Raw genomic sequence first — 26,713 nt, forward strand, 5'->3', positions numbered from 1 at the left:
TTCGCTTCCCGAAAATGCACCTATCTGCCGGCGGCCGGCTTGCCCATTGGTCTGGCGGACAGGCGGGAATGTATGGCGTCGATGATTTCCGCTTCACGCGGACTCAGCGAGAACAATCCGTAGCGTCGCCAGGCGCGGATCGCGCCGCGAAGTTCCTGGAAGGAAAATGATGGTTTCATTGTGCGCCTCCTGGGGAATCCATTTCCCGAAATGAACCAAGGGTAGCGAGTGTCCATTTGCGAGCATATGGCATGCCAAACACCCGTATCGATCTGAAACCGCGCCGATTCAAGGTCTTGCGAAAACCATTGAAAGTTTTCCACACTTCCGTGCGGCTGAAACGGCAAGAAGTGCTGGAAAATCAGCCGATATCGCCGGCGACACAACCGGTTGCCGACGTGTTGGCATCCCCGCTGAAGGAAACCGCGTGAGCTTCGGCAACAAGACGGACCCGGATTGCCTGCTGGACGAAATTCGCGAGGAACTCCGGGAGACGCAGTTGCTTACCGGTCGCCCGGTTCTCGAACAGCGGGTAATGGAAGCCTTGCGGCAGACCCCGCGCGACGAGTTCGTGCCGCATGAACTGCGCCATGTCGCCTATGCCAACCGCCCGCTGCCGATCGGTCACGGGCAGACCATTTCGCAACCCTACATCGTGGCCCTGATGACCGACCTGATTCATCCCCGGCCTGGCGACGTGGTGCTCGAGATCGGCACCGGCTCCGGCTATCAGGCCGCGATCCTGTCGCAACTGGTGAAGCGGGTCTATTCCATGGAAATCATCGAGGAGCTTGCCGCGGACGCCGGCGCACGGCTGCGGCGACTGGGCTACGACAATATCGAAGTGCGTGCGGGCAACGGGCGCCTGGGCTGGCCCGAACATGCGCCTTACGACGCGATCATCGTCACGGCGGCCACCAGCCGCATTCCCCACGCGCTGATCGGGCAGCTAAAACCCGGCGGCACCCTGGTCATCCCCATCGGCAGCCAGCATGCGGCGCAGGAACTGCTGGTCGTAAACAAGCGCGGGGACGGAAGCACTGAAGAAAAGCATGTCCTGCCGGTGGTCTTCGTTCCCCTGACCGGAACCGGCGAAGACTGAACGGTGCACCGGGACGCCCGGCCTGCCGCAGTTCGCGGGCATGGTTGTATCATTGCCGATCAAGCCGAATTTGCTTCATTGACAGGAGAAAGATCGTGGCCTCACATGAGAACAAGACAAAAGTGACGATTTTGACCGGGTCCTACCGCATCAAGGGCTACATCGATCTCTTGCCCGGAGCGCGCGTGACGGATTTCATCCTTGAATCGAAAAATTTCGTCGTGGTCATGGATGCGGAAGTCAGCACCGCCGACGCAGGCAGCCGCCAGGTGCTGCTGGCCCCGTTCCTGGACGTGAATCGGGACCACATCCAGATCATCACCGTTTGCTAGGCAGCAGCAAGGCGTACCGGCTGACCCTGTCCGATGCGAGGCACTGACGGCAAGGGCAGTCGCGGATGAAGACCCGGATGCGCGCCATGATGCTCGACCGGCCCGGCACGCCGCTGCGCATGGTCGACCTGCCGGTGCCGCGGCCCGGCCCCGGCGCCCTCCTGATCGAGGTGGAGGCCTGCGGCGTGTGCCGCACCGACCTGCACCTGATCGATGGCGAATTGCCGAATCCCCTGCTGCCGGTGATTCCCGGCCATGAAATCGTCGGCTGCGTCGCCGCCATCGGCGCGGACGTCCACGGCTTCCGCAGCGGCCAGCGCGTCGGCGTGCCCTGGCTGGGCTGGACCTGCGGCACCTGCCGCTTCTGCAGCAGCGGCCGCGAAAACCTCTGCGATGCGGCGCGCTTCACCGGCTACCAGATCCACGGCGGCTACGCCGAATACACCGTGGCCGATGCCCGCTACTGCTTTCCGCTGCCCGACGACGGCGACGCCGCGCAACTGGCGCCGCTGCTTTGCGCCGGCCTGATCGGCTACCGCGCCCTGCGCATGGCCGGCACATCGAATCGTATCGGCATATACGGTTTCGGCGCCGCCGCGCATATCGTCGCCCAGGTGCTGAAATTCCAGGAGCGGGAGTTCCATGCCTTCACCCGCCCCGATGACACGGCCAGCCAGGACTTCGCCCACCGCCTCGGCGCCGTCTGGGCCGGCAGCACCGACCAGCAACCGCCGGCACTGCTCGATGCCGCTCTGATCTTCGCCCCTGCCGGCCCGCTGGTTCCGGCGGCACTGCGCCATCTGGAAAAAGGCGGCAGCGTGGTTTGCGCGGGCATCCACATGAGCGAAATTCCCGCCTTCCCCTACGAGATCCTCTGGGGCGAACGCAGCATCCGTTCGGTTGCCAACCTGACCCGCCGCGACGGACTGGAATTCCTCGAACTCGCGCCGCGGATACCCATTCGTACGGAGGTCCATCCCATGCCGCTGGCGCAGGCCAACGAAGCGCTGGAGCAATTGCGCCAGGGAAAGTTCCAGGGAGCAGCGGTACTGACGATGAACGGCTAGTCGTTGCTGCCGTCCGCTTCCTTGCGGGGACGGCGCTTGCGCTTGCCGCCGCCGGCGAAGGACTGGCGCACCTGCGACATCTCCATCATGCGTGTGGCGACCAGGTAGTTGATGCTGCCTTCCGGCACCGCGCCTTCGTCGTCCGGCTCCCCGGCCGGAATGCCGGTCAACAGCTCGATGGCCTGCTCGACGCTGGCGACGGCATGGATGCGGAATTTTCCCTCAGCACAGGCGGCCACCACGTCCTTGCGCAGCATCAGGTGTTTGAGGTTGGCGTCGGGAATCAGCACGCCTTGCCGCCCGGTAAGACCGCGCAGGCGGCAAATGTCGAAGAAGCCTTCGATTTTTTCATTGACGCCGCCGATGGCCTGCACCAGCCCGAACTGGTTGACCGAACCGGTGATGGCCAGCGACTGGTCGATCGGCGCACCGGACAGGGCCGAGAGCAGCGCGCATAGCTCGGCCAGCGAGGCGCTGTCGCCCTCGACCGGACCATAGGATTGTTCGAACACCAGGCTGGCCGAAAGCGACAGCGGGACCTGGCTGGAATAGCGCGTGGCGAGGAAGGATGACAGGATCATCACGCCCTTGGAGTGGATCGGGCCGCCCATTTCCGTCTCGCGCTCGATGTCGATCACATCGCCCTCGCCCACCCTCACCGTCGCGGTGATGCGCACCGGATGGGCGAAGCGGAAGTCTCCGAGGTCGATCACGGCGAGGCCGTTGATCTGGCCGACATGGCCGCCGCTGGAGGTGATCAGCAGGGTGTTCTTCAGGATCGCCTGCTGGTAGTGGTCACGCATCCGGTCATGGCGTCTGGTCTGCGCCGCCAGCGCCTCCTCGACATCCTCGGCGCCGACCACCGCGCGGCCGGCACGGCCGGCGCAATGATCCGCCTCGTGCAGCAGACCCGCGATGTGCCGGGTATTGGTGGTGAGGCGCTCGGCATCGCCGGCAAAGCGCGCCGACTGCTCGATGACGCGCGCCACGGCATCCCGCTGAAATGGGCGCAAACCGTCGCGACGGCAAAGATCGCCGATCCTGCGGGCAAAGCGCCGGGTGCTGTCGTCGCTGCGTTCGACATCGGTTTCGAAATCGGCGGCGACGCGGAACAGCTCGCTGAACTCCGGATCGTATTCCTTGAGCAGGTAGTACAGCAGCGGCTCGCCGAACAGCACCACCTTGCACGACAGCGCGACCGGCGCCGGCACCAGCGGCAGCGCGCTGGCGAAACCCAGGTTGCGCTCCAGCGACTCGATGCGGATTTCCCCGGCCTTGAGGGTGCGCTTGAGCGCCTCCCAGGCGAAGGGCTGGCGCAGGATCTTGTCCGCGTCGAGCATCAGGAAGCCGCCGTTGGCACGATGCAGCGCGCCGGCCTTGATCAGCGTGAAGTTGGTCACCAGCGTGCCCATGTGGGCCATGTGATCGACGCGGCCGAGCAGGTTGGGATAGGTCGGGTTGTCCTCGACGACGATCGGCGCCGAGTTGCTGCCGCCGTTATCGACGAGCAGATTGACCTGGTAGCGCTGCACCGAAATGCCATCGCCGGTCAGCTCGAATCCCTCGCTGTCGCCGCGCTGCTCGCGCAGGCTTTCGCCGTACTCGACGATGTCGGCCAGCACTTCGTCGAGGAAGATCAGGACATTCTCCAGCCCGGCGTAGCGCTCCTTCAACTCGTCGATCAGATGCCCGATGGCGAGGCTCATGGTGTCGCGGCCGAGTTGCTTGAGGCGCCCCTGCATTTCCCGCCGCCAGCGCGGAAACTGATGCAGCAGCTTTTGCAGGCGCTCCCCGAATTCGCCAATCAGATGACCCAGGCGCTGCTTCTCCTCGTCCGCCAGCGCGGCAAAAACATCGGGCGCCATCGGCTCTTCGCCGGCCAGCGGGGCAAAGGCAAAGCCCTGCGGCGTGCGTACCAGGGCGATGCCCTGCTGTCGGGATTCGTCGCCGAGCTGGTTCAAAGCGCCGGTTTCGCGTTCCTTGAATTCGTTCTGGATGGCCTCGGCGTGGGTGCGGAAATCCTCGCTGTCGAAGGCCGCCGAAATCGCCGGCTCCAGTTCCTCGATCAGGCGCTGCATGTCGCGCCGCAGGTCGGCGCCACGTCCCGCCGGCAGCGTCAGGATGCGCGGCGTCTGGGCATCGGCGAAGTTGTTGACGTAACAGCAATCGACAGGTGCCGCCAGGCTTGCGGCCTTTGCCTGCAACAATTCGCGCACGTCGTCGTGCCGGCTGCTGCCCGGTTCGCCGAGCACGAACAGGTTGTAGCCGGGGCGGGCGATGTCGATGGCAAAACGCAAGGCCTCGACGGCGCGCGCCTGACCGAAGACTTCATCGAGTGGCGGCAGCTGGTCGGAGGTTTCGAAATCGAGCAGCGCGGAATCGCAATGGCGATAGAGCGCCTGCGTATCAAGAGGCTTGAGATCATTCACGACAAATACACCCGGATTCCTGCGGCTCGTTGTCAGTCCATGCCGACGCGGCGCAAACCGGCATGTCGGCGATGGTGCATGCCCACGTCTTTACGGCGTCGGCTATCCGGGATTATGCCGCCGATTCACGCACGGATTGCATGCGCCGCATTCGGCGGGAATGGGAGTCGGCGCCGGCTCGCTCTGCGCACCTGGGATTCCGCTTCGCGGGCAGGTGACGGCGCCGACTCCCAAGCTTATACGCAGCCAGTCGGCTTCGGCATCCCGGCGTAACGAGCCGCCTGCTTTGCCGGACCGTAAGGGAACAGGTCGAAAAGATATTTCTTGTCGCCGAACTGCTCGCCCAGCGAATCGCCGATCAGCTTCGACATGACGCGCAGATTCGGCGCGGTGCCGTTTTCGGCGTAGTACTCGCGAATCCAGCGCACCACCTGCCAGTGCTCGTCGGCAAGCGTCAACTCGTCGCGCTCGGCAAGGCATTGCGCGACCTCCTCGCTCCAGTCGTCCAGCGAAGCCAGGTAGCCTTCGGCGTCGGTTTCAATCTCGCGGCCATTTACGTTGATCATGGTTTTATCTCTCTGTAGAAGGGTTAGGGGTAATACTTGAGTATTTTTGTCGGATTATAGGTCATGAAAATTGGTTTAGCCATAAAGTGTTCTGCGTTCGGCATCTCACATTCTTATCGCCTACCGCTGGATCGGCGCGGCTTCAGGGAATGGGGGCACGCTACTCTGGACGCCTACCCCGCAAATCCGGATAATTCAGCCTGCTGAATCTGTTGATGACCTGCGCAACCGGGTAACCCCGCCGCAGGTCAATTTTTTCCCTTGTCCGCGAGAACACCATGGCCGCCGTAATGCCCCAAATGGCACCCCCCGCCGCCGCTACCCGGCTTCTGCTTTCCGGCAACGAAGCCGTTGCCCGCGCCGTCTGGGAATCCGGCGTGCGCGTTGCCGCTGCCTACCCCGGCACGCCCGCCACCGAGATCATCGAATCCGTGGCGCGTTATCCCGACCTCCACGCCGAATGGTCGGTCAATGAAAAGGTTTCGATGGAAGTTGCGCTCGGCGCCTCGATGACCGGCGCGCGAGCCTTCTGCGCCATGAAGCATGTCGGCCTCAACGTCGCCAGCGATTGCCTGATGACCATGACCATCACCGGCGCCAACGGCGGCCTGGTGATCGCCGTGGCCGACGACGTCGGCATGTCCTCTTCGCAGAACGAGCAGGACTCGCGCTTCTGGGGCCGCTTCGCGCACATCCCGGTGTTGGAGCCGGCGGATTCGCAGGAAGCCTACGAGATGACGAAGCTCGCCTTCGATTTCTCGGAGAAATACGAAACGCCGGTGCTGCTGCGCCTGACCACGCGCATCTGCCACGTCAAGGGACTGGTCACCGTCGGCGAGCGCGTTGCGCACGAACCCGCCGGTTTCGTCAAGAACCCGCAGCGCTGGGTCATGGTCCCGGCCCACGCCAAGACCCGCATCCCCAGCCTGTTTCAGCGCGACGAAACCCTGCGCGCGGTGAGCGAAGCATCGCCGCTGAATGTACTGGAAGCCGGCACGGACCGCAGCGTCGGCTTCGTCGCCTCGGGCCCGGCCTACATGCATGTCAAGGAAGCCTTTCCGAACGCACCGGTGCTGAAGCTCGGTTTTTCCTACCCCTGGCCGCCGCAAAAAGTGCGCGAACTGGCGGCGATGTGCGACAAGCTGGTGGTGGTCGAGGAAACCGAACTGCTGCTCGAAACCGAAATCAAGGCTGCGGGCATCGCCTGCCACGGCAAGGACGTGCTGCCGCGGATCGGCGAGCTGTCGCCACAGGTGCTGATCCCGGCGGTGGATCGCCTGCTCGGCAAACCGGTACCGCCGCCGGCGCCCGCCGCCGCGCCGCTGAAGGTGTTTCCGCGGCCACCGACGCTGTGCGCCTCCTGCCCGCACATGGGCATCTACTACACGCTCTCGCAAATCAAGAACATCATCGTCTCCGGCGACATCGGCTGCTACACGCTCGGCGCCGGCCATCCGTGGAACGCGCTCGACACCACGATCTGCATGGGCGCCACGATGGGCGTCGCGCTCGGCATCGACAAGGGCCGTGGCGAAGTCGACAAGAACAAGCGCATCCTCGCCGTGATCGGCGATTCGACCTTCATGCACATGGGCATGCAGGGCCTGCTCGACATCACCTACAACAAGGGCAATGTCACCGTGCTGCTGCTCGACAACAACACCACGGGCATGACCGGCGGCCAGGCAACGCCGGCCTCGGGCAAGGACATCCACGGCAAGGAAGCGCCGCGTGTGGACCTGGCCAAGGTGGTCGAAGCGCTCGGCGTGCCCAACGAGCGGATCAAGGTGGTCGACCCCTATGAGTTGCCCGTCCTGTTCAAGACCATCCGCGATGAAATCAAGACCGAAGGCCCCTCGGTGATCATCGCGCGCCGGCCCTGCGTGCTGATCGACGACTTCAAGCCCTTCCGGCCCTATCTGGTCGAGGAAGACAAGTGCACCGGCTGCGGCAACTGCATCGAGGTCGGCTGCCCGGCGATCCACGTCACGCACCGCGAGAAAGTGATCAAGCCCTCCGGCAAGGAAGTCGAACTGGCCTTCGTCAATATCGACAACCAGGCCTGCACCGGCTGCGGCCTCTGCGTGCAGCCCTGCGCGCCGGACGCGATCCAGCACGTGCCGCGGCGCGACATCCCGATTCACATCGTAAAGACATGAACCAGTCATGAGCCAGAACGACATCACCAACATCCTCGTCTGCGGCATCGGCGGCCAGGGCGTCATGACGGCCACCGAGATCCTTGCCGAAGCCGCCATCGCCGAAGGCCACGACGTCAAGAAAACCGAGGTGGCCGGCATGGCCCAGCGCGGCGGCGTGGTCACCTCGCACCTGCGCTTCGGCCGCAAGGTCCTGTCGCCGCAGATCGAGCCGGGCACGGTGCAGGTGCTGCTCGGCTTCGAGGGCGCCGAGGCCCTGCGCTGGTCGCACTACCTGCGGCCCGACGGCCTGGCGCTGGTGAACAACGCCAAGCTGGTGCCGCCGGTGGTCGAACTCGGCCTCTTCGACTACCCCGAGGATCCGACCGGACAGATGCGCACCTCCGGCCACCGCGTCGTCTCCTTCGATGCCCTGTCGATCGCCCGCGAACTGGGCGAGATCCGGCTTGGCAATACGGTCATGCTCGGTGCCATCGCCGACTACCTGCCCTTCGCGCCGGACGTCCTCCTCGCGTGCATCGTCAAGCGCTTTGCACGCAAGGGCGAGCAGGTAGTCGACGCCAATCGCCGCGCCTTTGCGGCAGGTCGCGAAGCCGTGGCGAAGCAGCTCGCCACCGCCTGAATTGAAAACGGAACACGATCATGACCGCAAAGATTATTGACGGCAATGCCCTCTCCACCGAAGTGCGCGGCCAATTGGCCGAGCGCGCCGCCGCTCTCACCTCGGTCGGCATCACGCCCTGCCTCGCCGTGATCCTGGTCGGCGAGGACCCGGCCTCGGCGGTCTACGTGCGCAACAAGGTCGCCGCCTGCGAAAAGGCCGGCATGATCTCCCTGCGCGATGTCTATGCCGCCGACGTCGAGCCGGCCCTGGTCTTCGCGCGCATCGCCGAACTCAACGCCGACCCCTCGGTGCATGGCATCCTGGTGCAGTTGCCGTTGCCGAAACACTTCGACTCCGAGGCAATCCTCGAATCGATTTCCCCGGAGAAGGACGTCGATGGTTTCCATGCCGAGAACGTCGGCGCGCTGATGCAGGGCAACCCGCGCTTCATCCCCTGCACGCCTTACGGCGTCATGAAAATGCTGGAAAGCGCCAAGGTGCCGCTGAAGGGCGCCGAAGTCGTCATCGTCGGCCGCAGCAACATCGTCGGCAAGCCGATGGCCATGCTGCTGCTGGCGCAGAGCTGCACCGTCACCATCTGCCATTCGCAGTCCAGGGACCTGGCCTTCCACACCCGCCGCGCCGACATCCTGGTAGCCGCCGTCGGCCGCGCAAAGATGATCACCGGCGACATGATCAAGCCCGGCGCGACGGTGATCGACGTCGGCATCAATCGCACGGCCGAAGGCAAGCTGTGCGGCGACGTCGATTTCGAAACGGCCAAGGAAGTCGCCGGCGTCATCACCCCGGTTCCCGGTGGCGTCGGCCCCATGACCATCACCATGCTGCTGGCCAATACCCTCGAAGCCGCGGAACGGAGCCTGAAATGAAACCACTGGTCGGCATCGTCATGGGATCGGATTCGGACTGGCCGGTGATGCAGGCGGCAGCCGCGATGCTCAAGGAATTCGGCGTGCCCTTCGAGGCCAAGGTGGTCTCGGCGCATCGCACGCCGGACCTGCTGTTCGATTACGCCGCCATGGCACAGGAACGCGACCTGCGCGCCATCATCGCCGGGGCCGGCGGCGCGGCCCATCTGCCGGGCATGCTGGCGGCCAAGACCATCGTCCCGGTGCTGGGCGTGCCGGTACCGTCGAAGCACCTCAATGGCCTCGACTCCCTGCTTTCCATCGTGCAGATGCCGAAGGGCATTCCGGTCGCCACCTTCGCCATCGGCGAAGCCGGCGCGGCCAACGCGGCGCTGACCGCGATCGCCATCATCGCCACGGGTAACGACGATTACGGCCGCGCGCTGGCACTGAAGCTGGTGGATTTCCGCGCGCGCCAGAGCGAGAAGGTGATGGCGATGAGCTTGCCCGGCCTCTGATGGATATCACTTCGGTTCGCGACTATTTCACCTGCCTGCAGGATCGCATCGTCGACGAGCTGGAAGCCGTCGAAGGCGCTCCCTTCCTGCGCGATGCGTGGGAACGTCCGCAGGGCGGCGGCGGGATTTCCCGACTGATCGAAGACGGCAAGGTGTTCGAGCGCGGCGGCGTCAACTTCTCCCACGTCATGGGCGAGCAGATGCCCGCCTCGGCCACCGCGCATCGCCCCGAACTGGCCGGCCGCCGCTGGCAGGCGATGGGCATCTCGCTGGTGCTGCACCCGCGCAACCCGTATTGCCCGACCTCGCACATGAACGTGCGCTTCTTCGTCGCCGAAAAGGACGGCGAGGAGCCGGTCTGGTGGTTCGGCGGCGGCATGGACCTGACGCCCTACTACGGCTTCGAACAGGACGCCGAGCATTTCCATCGCAGCTGTTATGCCGCGCTGGAGCCCTTCGGCGTGGCGACCTACCATCACTTCAAGGGCTGGTGCGACCGCTATTTCTTCCTCAAGCATCGCAACGAAGCGCGTGGCATCGGCGGCATTTTCTTCGACGATCTCAACCAGGAAACCTTCGCGCACTGCTTCGCCCTGACGCAGAGCGTCGGCGATCATTTCACCGATGCCTACCTGCCGATCATCCGGCGCCGCAATGACATCGTCTATGGCGAGCGCGAGCGCGACTTCCAGGCCTACCGGCGCGGGCGCTACGTCGAATTCAACCTGGTCTGGGATCGCGGCACGCTGTTCGGCCTGCAATCGGGCGGCCGCACCGAATCCATCCTGATGTCGCTGCCGCCCACCGTCAAGTGGCGCTACGACTGGCAGCCTGAAGCGGGCAGCGAAGAAGAAAAGCTTTACACCGACTTCCTGCCGCCGCGCGACTGGGTTTAGCGTGAAATGACTCGTTCGGAGCGCATGGTGATAGCCGAGCGCAGCGAGCAAATCAGTAGCCTCCCCGTGAGGGGGCGAGGCGGGGTTTCGCACCGCATGCGGTGCGCCGCCGCAGCCGGCTGGCTGTGCAAAGCCAGCCGTGGGCCGCGAAGCGGATGGGAGGGGAGGGCCTTCAATTTGCCCTTCGCGTGTTTCATCTTTGGCGGGTAGCACTCGGTGCCATGAGCGTTAGCGCTTCACAGCATCGCTGCGGCGCGATAGTGCCGTATCGCCAGCGCCGACTCTTCGAGCTGGTCCAGCAGTTGCGCCAATTCGACATGCGCGGCGCGCGATGGCGCGATGGCCAGCGCGGCTTCGAGATAGCTGCGCGCCTTGCCCCATAGCTGCTGCTGGCGGCACAGCCGTCCCAGCGTCAGCAACAGGGCGCCGTCGCGCGGCATGCGCTGCAGCCATTTTTCGGCTTGCGCGATACGCCCGAGAACATCGCCTGCGGGCTCACCGGGCTTGCCGCACTCGCCGTAGGCCAGCACCAGTCCGGCATCCCAGCGTTCATCCAGCGCGTCTTCGATCACGCGCTGGGCTTCGCGGCAATCGCCGGCTGTCGAGAGCGCACGCGCTGTTTCCAGCGCCAGTGCAGCTTCGGCGCGGTCTGCGTCATCGAGTTCGTGCCAGTAGCGCATCAATCCGGAAGGGTCGTCACGCAGGGCACGCAGGGCTTCGCGCACGGCGCGGCTGCGAATCGGCGCCGCCTGTTCGGCGGTCAGCGCCTGGTGCTTTTCGAGTTGACGGACCAGGCGCGCCACTTCGCGCCAGTTGCCCAGTCCCTGCTCGGCACGCAGGCTGAGGCGCAGGGCCGCGATGTGCCTCCCCTGACGCGCGGCAAGCTGTTGCAGGGCGTCGCGGGCGTCGTCGAAGCGCCGCTCTTCGAGGGCGAATTCGGCTTCGGTCATCAGGCGCGCCGCCCGCAACCCGGCGCCGTCATGCCCGCGAACGAGCGCCGCCCAATGCGCGATGCGCCCAGCATCGCGCAGGGCATGCGCGGCGCGCCAGCCCGCCAGCGCGAGCATGCCGGCACCGGCCTGATCCGGCCCGGCCTTTTCGACGCAGCGAATGGCGTGCCCGTAACGTCCTTCCTGCAACAGGCGCCATGCGTCGCGCAAAGCGACGGAAGCCTTTTCCTGCTGTCGCCGGCGGCGGAACTCCGCCACGGCGCGCGGCAGTCCGAGGGTATGGCTGACCGCGCGCGCCAGCAGGTAAATCGCGAAGAATCCCGCGATGCAGAGCAGCAGGAACAGGTTGAGCGAAACCTCCGCACGCCAGGGCGGCAGCACCAGCAGCACGTAACCCTCGTTGTAGCGGGCGGCCAGGGCCAGCCCCACCGCAAGCGCGGCGAGAGTCAGCAACCAGAACACGGCGCGCATCGCGATGCCTAGCGGGCGGCGCCCGCGCCCCGCTCGCGGGCGAACTTCAGGTTGCGCAGGGCGGTAAGGGTTTCCGCCAGGCCCGGCAGGTCAAAACTGACATCCGTCGTGGCCAGCACCTTGAGTGTCGACTGAGCCGCCTGGACAGGCTTGGCGCGGCCGTCAAAGTAGCGGTCGAGCTGCTCGCGCGACTGGCGAATCTCTTCATGGAAGACCTTGCCGTCGCGCTGCAGCAGCGCCAGCCGGGCATTGAGCAGGCGCAGCTTGAGGTTCTCGCGCAGGAAGAAACTCTGGTTTGGGGCAAGCAAGGCAGGATCGCCGTGATCGATGCGCTCGATGCGCACCAGCTGCCGGAATTCGCGCCACAAGTCGGCACCCAGCTGGCGCCAGTAGTCGACGCTCACCGGCCTGGCCGCCGCTGCCGGCTTTGCCGTTTCGGCCCGGGGCCGCTGCTCGTAGGCCAGCGGCAGGCTGTCGACCGCCGCCACCACGCTTTCGATCTTCAGCGACAAGCCACTGATGTTGGCCCCCGGCGTTCCCTTGAGGCGCTCGATGTCGCGCGCGATGAGTTTCCTGACCGGCAGGAACTGCGGCTGGACGGAGCGGGCGAGCCGCGCGTCGGCGCCCTGCAACGCGATCAGCGCGGCCTCGACGTTGCCGGCAAACTGCAACTGCTGCATGGCGAGCACCACGGCTTGTTCGACTTCGGCCAGCAGGCGTTCGTCGCGGCTGCTGGAAAGCTCCTGGTACATGGCCTCCAGCGCCACGGCCTGGCTCTGCGTTTCGGCCAGTTTGGCTTCGAGCACGCCGACCTTGGCCTGCAAGGCCGCCAATGCCTCCTGGCTCTGCCGGGCCAGGGCACGCCCTTCCTTGGCCACGGAGTCGCCGTCAGCGAGGCGCCGCGCCAATTCCTGTTGCAGGCCGGCGACCTGCATGCGCGTGTCGACCCACTGCGCAACGAGCAAGGCAATGGCGACGGCGGCAATGCGCACCGTCGGTCGGCGCACGGCATCGCGCCACCGGCTGGCGGCTGGCGCCGAATCAGTTTGAGCTGGAGTTTCCATGAGAGGCGAAGTATTGCATGAGTCCGGCCATCAGTCCGTCATCGCCGGGATCGGTTGGAATGACGTTGGTCAGGCCAAGGGCCTGCGCCTGTGCGGCGATGCGCACATGCGGCACGAAGGCCGGGGTCTTCTTCAGCCAGGCCTGTCCGAGATGCCCCAGCATGTCGAAAAAATTGCGCAGGCCTTCGCTGCTGGTCAGGGTCACGGCATCGAGCCGTCCCTGTTCCCACAGCTTGAGCAGGGGCGCAGGATCGGTTTGCGGCCGTGCGCGACGGTAGCAAGCCACGTATTCGATGCTGGCGCCGCGCGCCTTGAGGGTATCGCCCAGCACGTCGCGGCCGCCGTTGCCGCGAAAAATGATCACGCGCTTGCCCGCGACATCGGTCAGTTCGGGGAGTTCGAGCAGGGCTTCCGAATCGAAACGCAAGGGCGGCGAAATCACGTCATGGATGCCGTTGCGTGCCAGTTCGCGTTCGCTGCTCTTGCCCAGCGCGGCCACGCGCAGGGCGGCGGGCCAGGAACGGCGCGGCAGGATCAGGGCCAGCGCCTTTTCGATCGCATTGGGACTGACGAAGACGGCGAGGTCGAAGCTGTCGAGACGGATCGCCGCGTCGAGCACCGGGCCGGCATCTTCGATGTCGCGAATTTCCAGCACCGGATAGAGCACCGGGATCGCTCCCTGTTCGGTCAAGGCCGTGGCGAAATGCGCCGCCTGCCCGGCCGGGCGCGTCACCACGACATGGCGCCCGGTCAACGGCATAACTAACGCTCCAGGCGCCGAGCGCCACCCGCCGAATACGAAACACGCAAAACGATTGGTCGCCCGCCCCCCTTCCGCTCCGCGGCCCACGTCTGGCTTTGCACAGCCAGCCGGCTGCGGCGGCGCGACGCATGCGTCGCGAATTCCCGCCTCGCCCCTCGCGGGGGGTTACCAATCGGCGCGCTGCGCGCGTTCATCACAAGGGGCTCCGAACAAGGAGTTTCACATCAGCTTCCGAGCGAGGCGAGGATTTCGGCGGCGCCCTGCGCACGCAACTCGGCGGCCAGTTGCAGGCCGAGCGCTTCGGGATCGACCAGGCCGCCCGTCACTTCGGCATGCGCCATGCGCGTGCCGTCGGGCGAGGCGACGAAGCCGCGCAGATATAGATTGCCTGCGCGCATTTCGGCATAGGCTCCCAACGGAACCTCGCAGCTGCCGGCCAGCGCCCGCGATACGGCGCGTTCGGCGCGCACGCAGGCGGCGGTGGCGGCATCATTCAGCGGCGCGACCCAGGCCGCGACTTCCGGACGCGAGGCCAGCGCTTCGATGCCCAGCGCCCCCTGTCCGGCGGCCGGCAGCGAATCCTCGGCGGGCAGCACGGCACGGATGCGATCGCCCAGACCCAGGCGCTTGAGGCCGGCGGCGGCGAGAATGATGGCGTCGAACTGGCCTTCGTCGAGCTTGCGCAGGCGGGTGTCGAGATTGCCGCGCAGGGGGGTGACGGCGAGATAGGGATAACGCGCATGCAGCTGGGCTTCGCGACGCAGACTCGACGTACCGACCACGGCGCCCGGCGGCATGTCCGCCAGGCTGGCGTACTTGCCCGACACCAGCGCATCGAGCGGCACTTCGCGCGGGCCGATGGCGATCAGCGAGAACTCCGGCTCCATCACCATCGGCACATCCTTCATGGAATGCACGGCGAGATCGGCGGCGCCGTCGAGCAGGGCGGCTTCAAGCTCCTTGACGAACAGCCCCTTGCCGCCGACCTTGGACAAGGGTCGGTCGAGAATCTGGTCGCCGCGCGTGGTCATGCCGAGCAGCTCGACACGGCAGGCCGGATACAATTGCTGCAACAGGCTGCGCACATGTTCGGCCTGCCACAATGCAAGGCGGGATTCGCGCGTGGCGATGACGATGCGTTCGGGGGCAGAAACTGGGGGCATGGCGCTCACTGGAATGGGTCGTGGATCAGCTACAAACAGGCAAGCGAACAGTAAAATTGATCACTTGATTTTGCGGACGATTTTAGCATGGACGCCGGGCAGGCCTGCGATTGCGGCGCTCAAGCCGCCGCAATCGCCGTGTCGCCAGCGCCGACTTTCCGCGTGCCGCCCACAAAGGCAATGATGAATTCAACCAACACCGACAGACACAGACCGCCGATGACCGAATCGACTGAAAAAGATGCGCCGCTGCGCGATGACATTCGCCTGCTGGGGCGACTCCTCGGCGATACGCTGCGCGACCAGGAAGGCGCCGAATCCTTCGACACGGTCGAGCGCATCCGCCAACTGGCGATCCGCTTTCATCGCAACGACGATCCCGCCGCCCGGCAGGGCCTGGAGTCGCTCTTCGCCGATTTGCCGAACAACCGGACCACGCTGGTTGCGCGCGCCTTCAGCTATTTCTCGCACCTGGCGAACATTGCCGAAGACCAGCACCACATCCGTCGCGCCCGCGCCCACGCCCTGGCCGGATCCAGATCGCGCGAAGGCAGTCTCGCGCATACGGTGCAGCGCGCCACCGAAGCCGGCATCGGCGGCAAGGCGTTGTCGAACTTCTTCGCCCGCGCCGAGGTCTGCCCGGTACTGACGGCACATCCGACCGAAGTGCAGCGCAAGAGCATTCTCGACTGTCAGTGGAAAATCGCCCGGCTGCTGGATGAGCGCGATCGCACCGAACTCACGCCGGAGGAGCGCGAGGTGCACGAAGAAGCTATCCGGCGCGCCGTGCTGACGCTGTGGCAGACGCGGATGCTGCGCCGGGCCAAGCTCTCGGTGATGGACGAGGTGGCGAATGCCCTCTCCTTCTACGACACCACCTTCCTGCGCGAACTGCCCCGGCTTTACAACGCGCTCGAAGATCATCTGACGAAGCAGGTTGCCGACTGGCCGGGTGACGAACTCAAGCCCTTCCTCCATCCCGGTTCATGGATCGGCGGCGACCGCGACGGCAATCCCTTCGTCACCGCGGAGATTCTGGAAAGCGCCATGCGTGCCCAGAGCCGCAAGTCGCTCGGCTTCCTGCTCGATCAATTGCACAACCTGGGTGCCGACCTGTCTCCCACATCCGTACTGGTGAAGATTTCCGACGAACTGCAGGCACTCGCGGCGCGCTCGCCCGACCACAGCCCGCATCGCGACGACGAACCTTATCGCCGCGCGATCGCCGGCATGTATGCGCGACTGTCGGCCAGCGCACGCCAGCTCGACGGCCTCGAAGCGCCGCGCCATGCGCTCGGCGAGGCCGCGCCCTACGCCTCTGCCGCCGAATTCGCCGCCGACCTCGACATCCTCCATCACTCGCTGCTGGCCAACCACTCGCGCCTGCTGGCCCGCGGCCGCCTGCGACGCCTGCGGCGCGCCGTGGCGGTGTTCGGCTTCCACCTGGCGCCGCTCGACCTGCGCCAGAACTCCGAAGTACACGCCCGCACCGTCGCCGAACTGCTGGCCGTCGCCCGTCCCGGCATCGACTATCTGCGCCTCGACGAAGAGGCGCGCATTCGCCTGCTGCAGGAAGAGCTCGCCACGCCGCGCCCCCTTGCCGCTCCCGGCATCGCCTATTCGGACGAGACGCGCGACGAGCTGGCGATTTTCCGCACCGCGCGCTCGATTCAGCAGCGCTTCGGCAAGGCCGCGATCCAGAACGTGATCATTTCCAAGACCGACGGTGTCTCGGACATCCTCGAACTCGCGATCCTGCTGAAGGAAGTCGGCCTGCTGCGGCCGAGCGAGAGTGCGCTGGACGTCAACATCGTGCCCCTGTTCGAAACAATCGGTGACCTCGAACATTCTGACATCATCATGGATCGCCTGCTCGGCCTGCCGGTCTACAGCCGGCTGCTCGGCAGCCGCGGCGCGCTGCAGGAAGTCATGCTCGGCTATTCGGACAGCAACAAGGACGGCGGCTTCCTGACGTCCGGCTGGTCGCTCTACCGCGCCGAAATCAAGCTCACCGAGGTCTTTGCGCGCCACGGCGTCACCCTGCGCCTGTTCCACGGCCGCGGCGGTTCCGTCGGCCGTGGCGGCGGCCCCAGCTATCAGGCCATCCTCGCCCAGCCGCAAGGCGCCGTCCAAGGCCAGATCCGCATCACCGAACAGGGAGAAGTCATCGCCTCGAAATACGCCAACCCCGATCTGGGTCGACGCAATCTTGAAATCCTTGCCGCGGCGACGCTGGAAGCAACCCTGCTGCCGCATCAGCACGACAATCCTCGGCCGGAATTCCTCGCGGCGATGGACACGCTCTCGGCCACGGCTTTCAAGGCTTACCGGCGCATGGTCTACGAGACACCCGGCTTCGAGCGCTATTTCTGGGAATCCACCGTGATTTCCGAGATTGCCGCGCTCAACATCGGCAGCCGCCCCGCCTCGCGCAAGAAGACCACGGCGATCGAGGACCTGCGGGCGATTCCGTGGGTATTTTCCTGGGCGCAGTGCCGCCTGATGCTGCCGGGATGGTTCGGCTTCGGCGCCGCGATCTCCGCGTGGAAGGAAGAACGCGGCGTGGCCGGCATGGCGCTGCTGGCGGAAATGAACCGCGAATGGGGCTTCTTCCGCACCCTGCTCTCCAACATGGACATGGTGCTGGCCAAGAGCGATATCGCAATCGCCGAGCGCTATTCCCGACTGGTGAAAGACCCAGCCCTGCGCGACGCGATCTTCCCCAGGCTGAAGGAAGAATGGCAGGCGGCCATCGCGGCATTGCTGGAGATTACCGGCCAGACCGAACTGCTGGCCGACAACCCGCTGCTGAAGCGTTCGATCCGCAACCGCTTCCCCTATCTCGACCCGCTCAACCACCTGCAGGTGGAGTTGCTGCGTCGGCATCGCGCCGGCGCCGTGGATGAAGCGGTGAAGCGTGGCATCCACCTGACCATCAACGGCGTCGCGGCCGGCTTGCGCAACAGTGGTTAAAGCGGCTCGAAGTTCAGCCGGTCGCCAGGCCGGAAAACCTCAGCCCGCGCTTGCACCCGGCCGCTGGGCCAGCGATGCGTTCTCGACCCAGCGCTTGATGCGGTTGGCGTCGCCGATGCGGGTCAGCCTGCCCCAGGAATCGAGCAGCACGATGATGGTCGGCTTGTTGTTGAGCCAGGCCTGCATCACCAGGCATTTCCCGGCCTCGTTGATGTAACCGGTCTTGGACAGGCCGATCTCCCAGGTCGGACTCTTGACCAGGGTATTGGTGTTGCGGAAGTGCTGAGGGCGACCGGCGATGCTGAACTCGCCTTCCGACGTCGTCGAAAACTCGCGGATCAGCGGGTACTGGTGTGCGGCATCGACCATTTTCGCCAGGTCGCGCGGGCTCGATACATTGGCAGCCGTCAATCCGGTGGCGTCCTGAAAGCGCGTATCGGCGAGGCCCAGTGCCTGCGCCTTCTGGTTCATCGCGGCGATGAAGGCATCGCGCCCGCCCGGATAGTGGCGCGACAGGGCCGAGGCGGCACGGTTCTCGGAAGACATCAGGGCCAGGCGCAGCATTTCCTCGCGCGCCAGATGCGTGCCGACCTTCAGACGCGAGCGCGTTCCCTTGAGAACGTCGACATCCTCTTCGTTGATTACCAGGGTTTCGGTCAGGTCGGGCTTGCCGTCGAGCACGACCATCGCTGTCATCAGTTTGGTAATCGACGCGATCGGCAGGATCGCGTTCGGGTTCTTTTCGAACAGGATCGCGCCGGTGGTCTGGTCCAGCACCAACGCCGCAGAGGACTGCACGGCCAGATGCCGGGCGTCGTCAAGCGATGTCACGCGATGCGCTGACTTGGCACGCAGCGTGTGCTTGACCCGGGCCAGCTTTGCTGCGCCAGGTGCCTTCTTTTTTGCCGCAACGGTTTTCTTTTTGGTGGCGGCCGCGACGTCAGTCGGCGTCACGCCAGCGCCGACTATTGCGGCGGCCAACAACACCAGTAGTGCTTTCTTCATGGAGATGCTCCTCCCGCTATCCGGGCATTCTAGCAGAGGATATCCCCTCTGCCATAAGCTGTATCGGCAGTTATCGTTAGAAATAAAGGAGTTGAACCCATGATCTAAGCGACAACATTAACTCAAATCAAGGAACTGGCGCACCTCGTCGCGGCGCGCTAGGGTATCGGCGTAACCCAGATCGATCAAAGCCTTGGTATAGGGCCGCTCGAACAGCAGATAACTCGTCAGCGCACCGCCGTTTCGATTCATGGCGCCCAGGCCGCGCAGCATGGTACGCACCGGCCACGGCAAAGCCTTGGCATGACGCGCGGCAAGATGGTCAAGGCGCTGCGAGGGCGCGATGGTCAGCACTTCGATGGGCCTCAGGCTCATCCCCTTTTCACGCCGAACGTCTGCTGGGATCAGCGACAGCGTATTGTTGATGCGCCCCATGCGTTCCAGATCGACCGACATGCTGTCGAGAAAGATGCTGGACAGCGCGTGGCCGGCAATTTGCGCCAGCGAGGGATAGATTTCGGCGCGCGGCCGGGCATTCTCGTCGGCCATCCGGCCGGCGCCGATCACCAGGATCTTGTCGGCGCCGAGATGAATCGCCGGCGAAACCGGCGCCACCTGCCGCATCGAACCGTCGCCGAACCATTCGCGGTTGATATGGACGGCCGGGAAAATGAAGGGGATGGCGCTGGATGCCATCAGGTGATCGAGGGAAATCTCGGCGGCGGCGCCAACCCGCTGGCTGCGCCGCCAGCCTTCGATATCCGCGCGCCCCTGGTAAAAACTCACGCTTTGCCCCGACGAGTAGCCGGAACAGGTGATGCTGATCGAATGCAGGGCGCGGTTTTCGATGGCTTTCGCGATGCGGCTGAAGTCGAGGCTGTCGTCGAGCAAACGGCGCAGCGGCGAATTGTCCAGCAGCGAGCGTGGTGAATGCCTGGTCAGCCAGCCCACCGCCAGCGTCGACACCCAGCGCGCGCCGGAGATACCCATGCTCAGTGGATCCGCTCGATACACTTGCTGCGCGCTGAAGTTCTCCCAGACCTGCAACAGGTTGTCCACCCCCGCCGCGAAATCCTCGGCCCATACCGCCATCGATGCGGCGTTGATCGCCCCGGCCGAAGTGCCGCACAGGATCGGAAACGGATTGCGCCGCGGCTCCGGCAGCAGTTCGCGGATCGCCTTCAGCACGCCGGCCTGATAGCCGGCGCGAGCGCCGCCGCCGGTCAGGATCAGGGCGGTACGGGATTCCGTCATGCGCGAATCAACTGCCGCTCCTGGCCTGTTGCTGCGCTTCGACCGAAAGCAGGGCGGTCACATTGACGATGCGCCGCACGGTTGCGGTCGGCGTCAGGATATGCACCGGGCGCGCGGCGCCGAGCAGCATGGGACCCACCGTCAGTCCGTCACCCGCGGAAGTCTTGATCAGGTTGAAGGCGATATTGGCGGCGTCCAGGGTCGGCATGATCAGCAGGTTGGCCTGGCCCTTCAAGGTCGAATTGGGGAATACCTGGCGCCGGATGTCGTCGGACAGCGCGGTGTCGCCATGCATTTCGCCATCCACCTCGAGTTCGGGCGCGACTTCGCGCAGTATCTCCAGGGCGCGGCGCATCTTGATGGACGTCGGTGTGTCCTCGGCGCCGAAGTTGGAGTGCGAAAGCAGCGCCGCGCGAGGCGCCAGGCCGAAGCGGCGAACCTCCTCCGCCCCCAGCCGGGCAAACTCGGCGATCTGTTCCGCGCTTGGATCGTAATTCACGTAGGTATCGCCGATGAACAACGTGCGCTTGGGCAGGATCAGCAGGTTCATGGCGTAGAAATTCTCGATGCCCGGCTTCAGCCCGATCACGTCGGCGATGTAGCGCAGGTGCAGCGAGTGCTTGCCGAAGGTGCCACACAGCAGCGCATCGGCATAGTTGTGCCGTACCAGCATGGCGCCGATCAGCGTCGTGCGCCGCCGCATTTCGCGCTTGGCATATTCGATGCCGACCCCCTTGCGACAGGTCAGCTCGTAGTAGTCCTGCCACAGTTCCTTGTAGCGTGGATCGGAGTCGGGATTGACCAGTTCGAAGTGGTCGCCCGGACGGATGCGCAGCCCGTAGCGGGCGATGCGCTGCTCGACCACCTCCGGGCGGCCGATCAGGATCGGTCGCGCCAGGCCCTCGTCGCAGACGGCCTGCGCGGCGCGCAGGACCCGTTCGTCCTCGCCTTCGGCGAAGACCACGCGCGCCGGTTTCTTCTTGGCGGCGGAAAACACGGGGCGCATCAGCAGCCCGGTCGAATAGACGAAATCGTTCAGTTGCTGGGCATAGGCCTCCATGTCGGCGATCGGCCGCGTGGCGACGCCGGAGTCCATCGCCGCTTGCGCCACCGCCGGCGCCACCTTGATGATGAGCCGTGGATCGAAGGGCTTCGGGATCAGGTACTCGGGGCCGAAGGAGAGTTCCTCCGTGCCATAGGCGGCCGTCACCACCTCCGACTGCTCGGCGTGCGCCAGTTCCGCGATCGCCCGCACCGCGGCGACTTTCATTGCTTCATTGATGGTCGTCGCGCCGACATCGAGCGCGCCCCTGAACATGAACGGGAAGCACAGCACATTGTTGACCTGGTTCGGATAATCCGAACGCCCGGTACCGATGATGGCGTCGGGGCGCACGGCCTTGGCCTCTTCGGGACGGATTTCCGGGTCCGGGTTGGCCATCGCGAGAATCAGTGGATCGCGCGCCATGGTCTTGACCATTTCCGGCTTGAGGACGCCGGCCGTGGACAAGCCGAGGAAAATGTCGGCGCCGGGCATCGCATCGCCCAGCGTGCGTGCGTCGGTTGCCTGCGCGTAGCGCGCCTTGGAGGCATCAAGGCCCTCGCGTCCGGTGTGGATCACGCCCTTGCTATCGACTGCGACAACATTCTTCGGATCGAGACCAAGGCTGACCAGCAGATCGAGGCAGGCGATCGCCGCCGCGCCGGCACCGGAACAGACCAGCTTGACCTGGGCAATGTCCTTGCCGACCACGCGCATGCCGTTGAGCACGGCGGCGCTGGCGATGATCGCCGTGCCGTGCTGGTCGTCGTGGAAGACCGGGATCTTCATCCGCTCGCGCAGCTTGGCCTCGACGTAGAAGCACTCGGGCGCCTTGATGTCTTCCAGGTTGATGCCGCCGAAGGTCGGCTCCAGCGAAGCGATGATGTCGACCAGCTTGTCCGGATCGTTCTCGGCCACCTCGATGTCGAAGACGTCGATGCCGGCAAACTTCTTGAACAGCACACCCTTGCCTTCCATCACCGGCTTGCCGGCCAGGGGGCCGATGTTGCCCAGCCCCAATACGGCCGTGCCATTGGTGATGACGGCGACCAGGTTGGCGCGCGAGGTGTACAGCGCCGCCGTCGATGGATCGCGCACGATTTCGTCGCAGGCGGCGGCAACGCCCGGCGAATAGGCCAGCGACAGGTCGGCCTGGTTGGTCAGGGCCTTGGTCGGGGTAACGGCAATCTTGCCGGGTTTGGGGCTGCGGTGATATTCCAGCGCCGCGGCGCGAATGCGTTCATCCATGAATGGTTTCTCCTTTTTGCTTTGACCCCAATTGTATCGCCGTGTCCCCAGCGCCGACTTTGCGGCAAACCACCTGTTTCCCTGCGCAATTCCCCCTGAGTGCGGCAAGCAGGGCGTTGCCGACGGCCGCCCGGCGCGTGCGGCAGTTGATTGTGGGATAATTATTGTTTATCAAAATCCGTGGCCCGGGCCACACCGTCCCCGTCGCGGACTGCCGAACGCCGCTCCGATCCTGACTTCCGGATCCCCGGCCGACCGGCGCGAATTCAAAATCAGAGTGGAGATTATCGCGTCATGAACCAGCCCAAACAATTCACAGCCCCCGCCCATGTCAAACACGCCAGGCTGATCGCCTGGGTGGCCGAGGTCGCGGCGCTCACCGAGCCGAAGGACATCGTCTGGGCCGACGGCTCACAGGAAGAAGCCGATCGGCTTTGTGCCCAGATGGTCGAGGCCGGCAGCATGATCAAGCTCAACCCGGCGAAGCGCAAGAATTCCTACCTTGCCCTGTCCGATCCTTCGGACGTCGCCCGCGTCGAGGACCGAACTTACGTCTGCACCTCGGACCCGGAAGATGCCGGCCCCAACAACAACTGGGAACATCCGCACAAGATGAAAGACACCCTGCGCGGCCTGTTCAAGGGTTGCATGCGCGGGCGCACCATGTACGTGGTCCCGTTCTCGATGGGTCCCATCGGCTCGCTGATCGCCCATATCGGCATCGAACTTTCCGATAGTCCTTACGTCGTGGTCAACATGCGCATCATGACGCGCATGGGTCGCGCGGTGCTCGATCAGCTTGGCAGCGACGGCGTCTTCGTCCCCTGCCTGCACAGCGTTGGCCACCCGCTGGAAGCCGGCCAGGCCGATGTCAAATGGCCGTGCAACAAGACCAAGTACATCTGCCATTTCCCCGAGACCCGCGAGATCTGGTCGTTCGGTTCCGGCTACGGCGGCAACGCGCTGCTGGGCAAGAAGTGCTTCGCCCTGCGGATCGCCTCGACCATGGCTCGCGACGAGGGCTGGCTGGCCGAACACATGCTGATTCTGGGCGTCGAATCACCCGAAGGGGAAAAGCGCTACGTTGCGGGTGCCTTCCCCTCCGCCTGCGGCAAGACCAACTTCGCCATGCTGATTCCGCCCGAGAGCCTCGGCGGCTGGAAGGTGACTACCGTCGGCGACGACATCGCCTGGATCAAGCCCGGCAAGGATGGGCGTCTCTATGCCATCAACCCGGAAGCCGGCTTTTTCGGCGTTGCCCCGGGCACCAACGAAAAGACCAATTTCAATGCAATGGCGACCTTGAAGGAAAACGTCATTTTTACCAACGTCGCCCTGACCGATGACGGCGACGTCTGGTGGGAGGGCATGAGCAAGGAAGCTCCCGCTCATTGCATCGACTGGCAGGGTCAGGACTGGACGCCGCAGATTGCCAAGGAAACCGGGCGCAAGGCGGCCCACCCAAATTCCCGTTTCACCGCACCCGCCCGCCAGTGTCCGTCAATTGACGCCGACTGGGAAAACCCCGCCGGCGTGCCGATCTCGGCCTTCATTTTCGGCGGCCGCCGCTCCACGACGGTGCCGCTGGTATTCGAAGCCTTCAACTGGAACTACGGCGTCTACATGGCCGCCACGCTCGGTTCCGAAACCACGGCTGCCGCAGCCGGCGCGCAGGGCATCGTGCGTCGCGACCCGTTTGCCATGCTGCCCTTCTGTGGCTACCACATGGGCGACTACTTCAACCACTGGCTGCGTATCGGCCATCAGATCGAGCACGCGCCGCGCATCTTCACTGTTAACTGGTTCCGTCAGGACGCAGAGGGTAATTTCATGTGGCCCGGCTTCGGCGAAAACATGCGCGTGCTGAAGTGGGTCGTCGGCCGCTGTTCCGGCAAGGCCGATGCCCGGCAAACCGCGCTCGGCTGGATGCCGCGCTTCGAAGACCTCGACTGGAGCGGCAGCGAGGAAGTTTCCAAGGCGCAATTCGAACATCTGACCGCGGTCGATACCAATGCCTGGCGCGAAGAACTCAAGTTGCACGCCGAGTGGTTCGAGAAGCTCAAGAGCCGCATGCCGCGCTCGCTGACACTGAAGCGCGAACTGTTCGAACTGGCGATGGTGGACTGACAGTCGGCGCTGGGACCACGGCGAAAACCCGCAACGGCCGTCCTGCCTCGCGCAAGACGGCCGTTTGCTTTTGGAGAACGGAATGAACATCGCTGCCCGCATGGCGCAAATCGCTCCATTTCATGTCATGGAGCTAATGGCACAGGCACAGGCCCTTGAGGATCAAGGACGGACGATCACGCACCTGGAGGTCGGCGAACCCGACTTTGCAACCGCCGCTCCCATTCTTGAAGCAGCCCAGCGCTTTCTCTCGGGCGGACACGTCCATTACACGGCCGCCCTGGGTTTGCCCCGGTTGCGCGAGGCGATCAGCGGCTTCTATCACACGCGTCACGGACTCGACATCCCGCCGGAACGGATCGTGGTCACCGCCGGTGCGTCCGGCGCACTGCTGCTGGCACTCGGCGTGCTGGTGAATCCCGGCGACGAATGGCTGCTGCCCGATCCAGGCTACCCCTGCAACCGGCATTTTGTGCGCTTGCTCGAAGGCAAGCCGGTATCGCTCGCGGTTGAAGCGGCATCGAACTACCAACCGACGGCAGCACAACTGGCTGAATCCTGGACACCCCGGACACGCGGACTGCTGGTGGCTTCACCCGCCAATCCGACCGGCGCCCTGCTTGACCCGGAAACCATGGCGTCACTGGCCAATGGCGTCGCAACGCGGGGCGGCAGCCTGCTGGTCGACGAGATCTATCACGGACTGACGTATGGCATTGATGCGACATCCGCGCTGTCCGTCAGCGATGATGCATTCGTGATCAACAGCTTCTCGAAGTACTTCGGCATGACAGGTTGGCGGCTGGGCTGGCTGGTCGCGCCGCAGCGCTTTGTGCGAGAGATCGAGAAGCTGGCGCAGAACCTCTATATCGCGCCGTCGACCGTCGCCCAGCATGCCGCGCTGGCGGCCTTCCATCCCGAAACCACCGCCATTCTCGAAGCGCGCCGCCAGGAATTTTCCTCGCGGCGGGACATTCTCCTGCCGGGATTGCGCACCCTCGGCTTCGAGATTGCGGCCGAACCGCAGGGTGCCTTTTATGTATATGCGAACAGCAGCAGGCTGGCCGAGGACAGCTTCACGCTTGCCGAGCAGCTATTGACACAAGCCGGCGTGGCCGCAACCCCCGGGCTGGATTTCGGCAGCAACGCACCGCAAAGCCACATGCGCTTTGCCTATACGGTCGGCCGGGGACGGATCGAAGAAGGTCTCGACCGCATGGCGACGTTCCTGAGTTCCCGATAGCGGGGATACCGTCCTCGGCCAAAGGAACTCGAGGCCTTGCCTGCCGGGAATTGCGCTTTATGTCCCGCCGGGACGGTATCCCTTGGTGGGACGCGCGCCGTCGATAAAACGATAAAAGAAAGCGCGTGCCGAGTTAACAGCACGCGCTTGCTATCCACTGAGCGCCGCGATCAGTCCCGCAGGACTAAACGCAGGCCGATGCTACCGTCAGGGACGGGAACCGGTGGGAAACGGCCAAGCCGCTGCAGGATTCAGCGACGACTTGATGCCGGGTGCAGCTGCAGTCGAAGGTGCGGCAGCAGCAGCGGGCTTCGCGGCCGGCTTTGCTGCAGCCTTCTTCGGTGCCGCCTTCTTTGCAGCCGGCTTTGCAGCAGGCTTCGCAGCAGGCTTCTTGGCGGCGGGCTTCTTCGCGGCCGGCTTCTTGGCAGCGGGCTTCTTCGCAGCAGGCTTCTTGGCGGCGGGCTTCTTCGCGGCCGGTTTCTTGGCAGCGGGCTTCTTCGCAGCAGCCTTCTTCGGTGCAGCCTTCTTCGCGGCAGGCTTCTTGGCGGCAACCTTCTTCGCAGCCGGCTTCTTGGCAGCGACTTTCTTCGGTGCAGCCTTCTTTACAGCAGGCTTCTTGGCAGCCGGCTTCTTGGCAACAGCCTTCTTCGCGGCGGGCTTCTTCGCGGCCGGTTTCTTGGCAGCGGGCTTCTTCGCAGCGGGCTTGGCAGCCGCCTTCTTTACAGCCGGCTTTTTGGCGGCTGGCTTCTTCGGGGCCGCAGACTTCTTAGCGGCGGGCTTAGCCGCAGCCTTCTTTGCGGCCGGCTTCTTGGCTTTCTTGGTATCAGCCATGTTGAACCTCCTTAACAAATTAACAGGAAAGAACCAC

Annotated in this window: 23 protein-coding genes; 12 read left to right on the plus strand and 11 right to left on the minus strand. The window is 64.8% G+C overall.

The annotated features are described in order from the left end of the window. Positions 1-20: 20 nt before the first annotated feature. A complete protein-coding gene (locus tag SUTH_RS19735) occupies positions 21-179 on the minus strand; it encodes a hypothetical protein (RefSeq protein ID WP_171817381.1) in 159 nt (52 codons plus the stop codon). A 72-nt stretch (positions 180-251) separates the two neighbouring features. Here SUTH_RS19735 and SUTH_RS14845 point away from each other — a divergent pair, with 72 nt between their 5' ends. The 4 genes from SUTH_RS14845 (at position 252) to SUTH_RS14860 (ending at position 2,501) form a co-directional block, all read left to right on the plus strand. Beyond that, positions 252-431: a hypothetical protein gene (locus SUTH_RS14845; protein WP_041100341.1), complete on the plus strand. Its 180-nt coding sequence runs from the start codon at positions 252-254 to the stop codon at positions 429-431. Next, positions 428-1,102 carry a protein-L-isoaspartate(D-aspartate) O-methyltransferase gene (locus SUTH_RS14850; RefSeq protein WP_197539598.1) on the plus strand — a complete coding sequence of 225 codons (675 nt, stop codon included), beginning with the start codon at positions 428-430 and terminating at the stop codon, positions 1,100-1,102. The genes SUTH_RS14845 and SUTH_RS14850 overlap by 4 nt, the downstream gene beginning before the upstream one ends. 95 nt (positions 1,103-1,197) lie before the next feature. Continuing rightward, complete coding sequence (locus tag SUTH_RS14855) at positions 1,198-1,434, plus strand: DUF6812 domain-containing protein (RefSeq protein WP_041100343.1); 237 nt, start codon at positions 1,198-1,200, stop codon at positions 1,432-1,434. Between the two features lie 65 nt (positions 1,435-1,499). Continuing rightward, positions 1,500-2,501: a zinc-dependent alcohol dehydrogenase family protein gene (locus SUTH_RS14860; RefSeq protein ID WP_197539599.1), complete on the plus strand. Its 1,002-nt coding sequence runs from the start codon at positions 1,500-1,502 to the stop codon at positions 2,499-2,501. Here SUTH_RS14860 and SUTH_RS14865 read toward each other — a convergent pair. Together SUTH_RS14865 and SUTH_RS14870 are read right to left on the minus strand one after the other, a co-directional pair. After that, positions 2,498-4,930 (minus strand): Lon protease family protein, encoded by a 2,433-nt coding sequence (locus SUTH_RS14865; protein WP_041100345.1) that lies wholly within the window; start codon positions 4,928-4,930, stop codon positions 2,498-2,500. The two genes, SUTH_RS14860 and SUTH_RS14865, sit on opposite strands and share 4 nt — an antisense overlap. A gap of 236 nt (positions 4,931-5,166) precedes the next feature. Continuing rightward, positions 5,167-5,496, minus strand: coding sequence for a TusE/DsrC/DsvC family sulfur relay protein (locus SUTH_RS14870; protein ID WP_041100347.1), 330 nt, complete (start codon positions 5,494-5,496; stop codon positions 5,167-5,169). 278 nt (positions 5,497-5,774) lie between these two features. On the opposite strand from SUTH_RS14870, the gene iorA reads away from it, so the two are divergent. Genes iorA through hemF form a run of 5 tightly spaced genes read left to right on the plus strand, consistent with a single transcriptional unit; the run spans position 5,775 to position 10,542 of the window. Next, positions 5,775-7,655 (plus strand): indolepyruvate ferredoxin oxidoreductase subunit alpha, encoded by a 1,881-nt coding sequence (gene iorA / locus SUTH_RS14875; RefSeq protein WP_052473687.1) that lies wholly within the window; start codon positions 5,775-5,777, stop codon positions 7,653-7,655. Positions 7,656-7,662: 7 nt separating this feature from the next. Further along, positions 7,663-8,277 carry an indolepyruvate oxidoreductase subunit beta gene (locus tag SUTH_RS14880; protein WP_041100349.1) on the plus strand — a complete coding sequence of 205 codons (615 nt, stop codon included), beginning with the start codon at positions 7,663-7,665 and terminating at the stop codon, positions 8,275-8,277. A gap of 20 nt (positions 8,278-8,297) precedes the next feature. Then, positions 8,298-9,149 carry a bifunctional methylenetetrahydrofolate dehydrogenase/methenyltetrahydrofolate cyclohydrolase FolD gene (gene folD, locus SUTH_RS14885; protein WP_041100351.1) on the plus strand — a complete coding sequence of 284 codons (852 nt, stop codon included), beginning with the start codon at positions 8,298-8,300 and terminating at the stop codon, positions 9,147-9,149. Further along, complete coding sequence (gene purE, locus SUTH_RS14890; RefSeq protein ID WP_041100353.1) at positions 9,146-9,646, plus strand: 5-(carboxyamino)imidazole ribonucleotide mutase; 501 nt, start codon at positions 9,146-9,148, stop codon at positions 9,644-9,646. The genes folD and purE overlap by 4 nt, the downstream gene beginning before the upstream one ends. Beyond that, on the plus strand, positions 9,646-10,542 hold the full coding sequence (gene hemF / locus SUTH_RS14895; RefSeq protein ID WP_041100355.1) for an oxygen-dependent coproporphyrinogen oxidase: 897 nt from the start codon (positions 9,646-9,648) through the stop codon (positions 10,540-10,542). Before purE ends, hemF begins: the two co-directional genes overlap by 1 nt. A gap of 236 nt (positions 10,543-10,778) precedes the next feature. Here the strand turns inward: hemF and SUTH_RS14900 are convergent, their stop codons facing one another. From SUTH_RS14900 to hemC, 4 genes are all read right to left on the minus strand, one after another. After that, positions 10,779-11,963 (minus strand): heme biosynthesis HemY N-terminal domain-containing protein, encoded by a 1,185-nt coding sequence (locus SUTH_RS14900; RefSeq protein WP_041100357.1) that lies wholly within the window; start codon positions 11,961-11,963, stop codon positions 10,779-10,781. Positions 11,964-11,971: 8 nt separating this feature from the next. Next, positions 11,972-12,970, minus strand: coding sequence for a uroporphyrinogen-III C-methyltransferase (locus tag SUTH_RS14905; RefSeq protein WP_052473688.1), 999 nt, complete (start codon positions 12,968-12,970; stop codon positions 11,972-11,974). 34 nt (positions 12,971-13,004) lie between these two features. Beyond that, on the minus strand, positions 13,005-13,787 hold the full coding sequence (locus tag SUTH_RS14910) for a uroporphyrinogen-III synthase (protein ID WP_041100361.1): 783 nt from the start codon (positions 13,785-13,787) through the stop codon (positions 13,005-13,007). 227 nt (positions 13,788-14,014) lie between these two features. Then, complete coding sequence (hemC, locus tag SUTH_RS14915; protein WP_041100363.1) at positions 14,015-14,953, minus strand: hydroxymethylbilane synthase; 939 nt, start codon at positions 14,951-14,953, stop codon at positions 14,015-14,017. Between the two features lie 183 nt (positions 14,954-15,136). Between hemC and ppc the strand changes: the two genes are divergently transcribed. Then, positions 15,137-17,926 carry a phosphoenolpyruvate carboxylase gene (ppc, locus tag SUTH_RS14920; RefSeq protein ID WP_197539735.1) on the plus strand — a complete coding sequence of 930 codons (2,790 nt, stop codon included), beginning with the start codon at positions 15,137-15,139 and terminating at the stop codon, positions 17,924-17,926. A gap of 39 nt (positions 17,927-17,965) precedes the next feature. On the opposite strand, the gene pbpG is transcribed toward ppc, so the two are convergent. The 3 genes from pbpG to SUTH_RS14935 all read right to left on the minus strand — a co-directional run bounded on the left by pbpG (position 17,966) and on the right by SUTH_RS14935 (position 22,475). Next, a complete protein-coding gene (pbpG, locus tag SUTH_RS14925) occupies positions 17,966-18,931 on the minus strand; it encodes a D-alanyl-D-alanine endopeptidase (RefSeq protein ID WP_041100365.1) in 966 nt (321 codons plus the stop codon). A gap of 117 nt (positions 18,932-19,048) precedes the next feature. After that, positions 19,049-20,185, minus strand: coding sequence for a patatin-like phospholipase family protein (locus SUTH_RS14930; RefSeq protein WP_041100367.1), 1,137 nt, complete (start codon positions 20,183-20,185; stop codon positions 19,049-19,051). 7 nt (positions 20,186-20,192) lie between these two features. Continuing rightward, positions 20,193-22,475, minus strand: coding sequence for an NADP-dependent malic enzyme (locus SUTH_RS14935; RefSeq protein ID WP_041100369.1), 2,283 nt, complete (start codon positions 22,473-22,475; stop codon positions 20,193-20,195). A gap of 294 nt (positions 22,476-22,769) precedes the next feature. Between SUTH_RS14935 and SUTH_RS14940 the strand changes: the two genes are divergently transcribed. After that, positions 22,770-24,602 carry a phosphoenolpyruvate carboxykinase (GTP) gene (locus SUTH_RS14940; RefSeq protein ID WP_041100370.1) on the plus strand — a complete coding sequence of 611 codons (1,833 nt, stop codon included), beginning with the start codon at positions 22,770-22,772 and terminating at the stop codon, positions 24,600-24,602. An 82-nt stretch (positions 24,603-24,684) separates the two neighbouring features. Then, positions 24,685-25,845: a pyridoxal phosphate-dependent aminotransferase gene (locus tag SUTH_RS14945; protein WP_041100371.1), complete on the plus strand. Its 1,161-nt coding sequence runs from the start codon at positions 24,685-24,687 to the stop codon at positions 25,843-25,845. 207 nt (positions 25,846-26,052) lie between these two features. Here SUTH_RS14945 and SUTH_RS19140 read toward each other — a convergent pair whose 3' ends face one another. After that, positions 26,053-26,676 carry a histone H1-like DNA-binding protein gene (locus SUTH_RS19140; RefSeq protein ID WP_041100372.1) on the minus strand — a complete coding sequence of 208 codons (624 nt, stop codon included), beginning with the start codon at positions 26,674-26,676 and terminating at the stop codon, positions 26,053-26,055. Positions 26,677-26,713: the final 37 nt, after the last annotated feature.

Origin of the sequence: Sulfuritalea hydrogenivorans sk43H, from assembly GCF_000828635.1 — a bacterium.
Taxonomy (GTDB): domain Bacteria; phylum Pseudomonadota; class Gammaproteobacteria; order Burkholderiales; family Rhodocyclaceae; genus Sulfuritalea; species Sulfuritalea hydrogenivorans.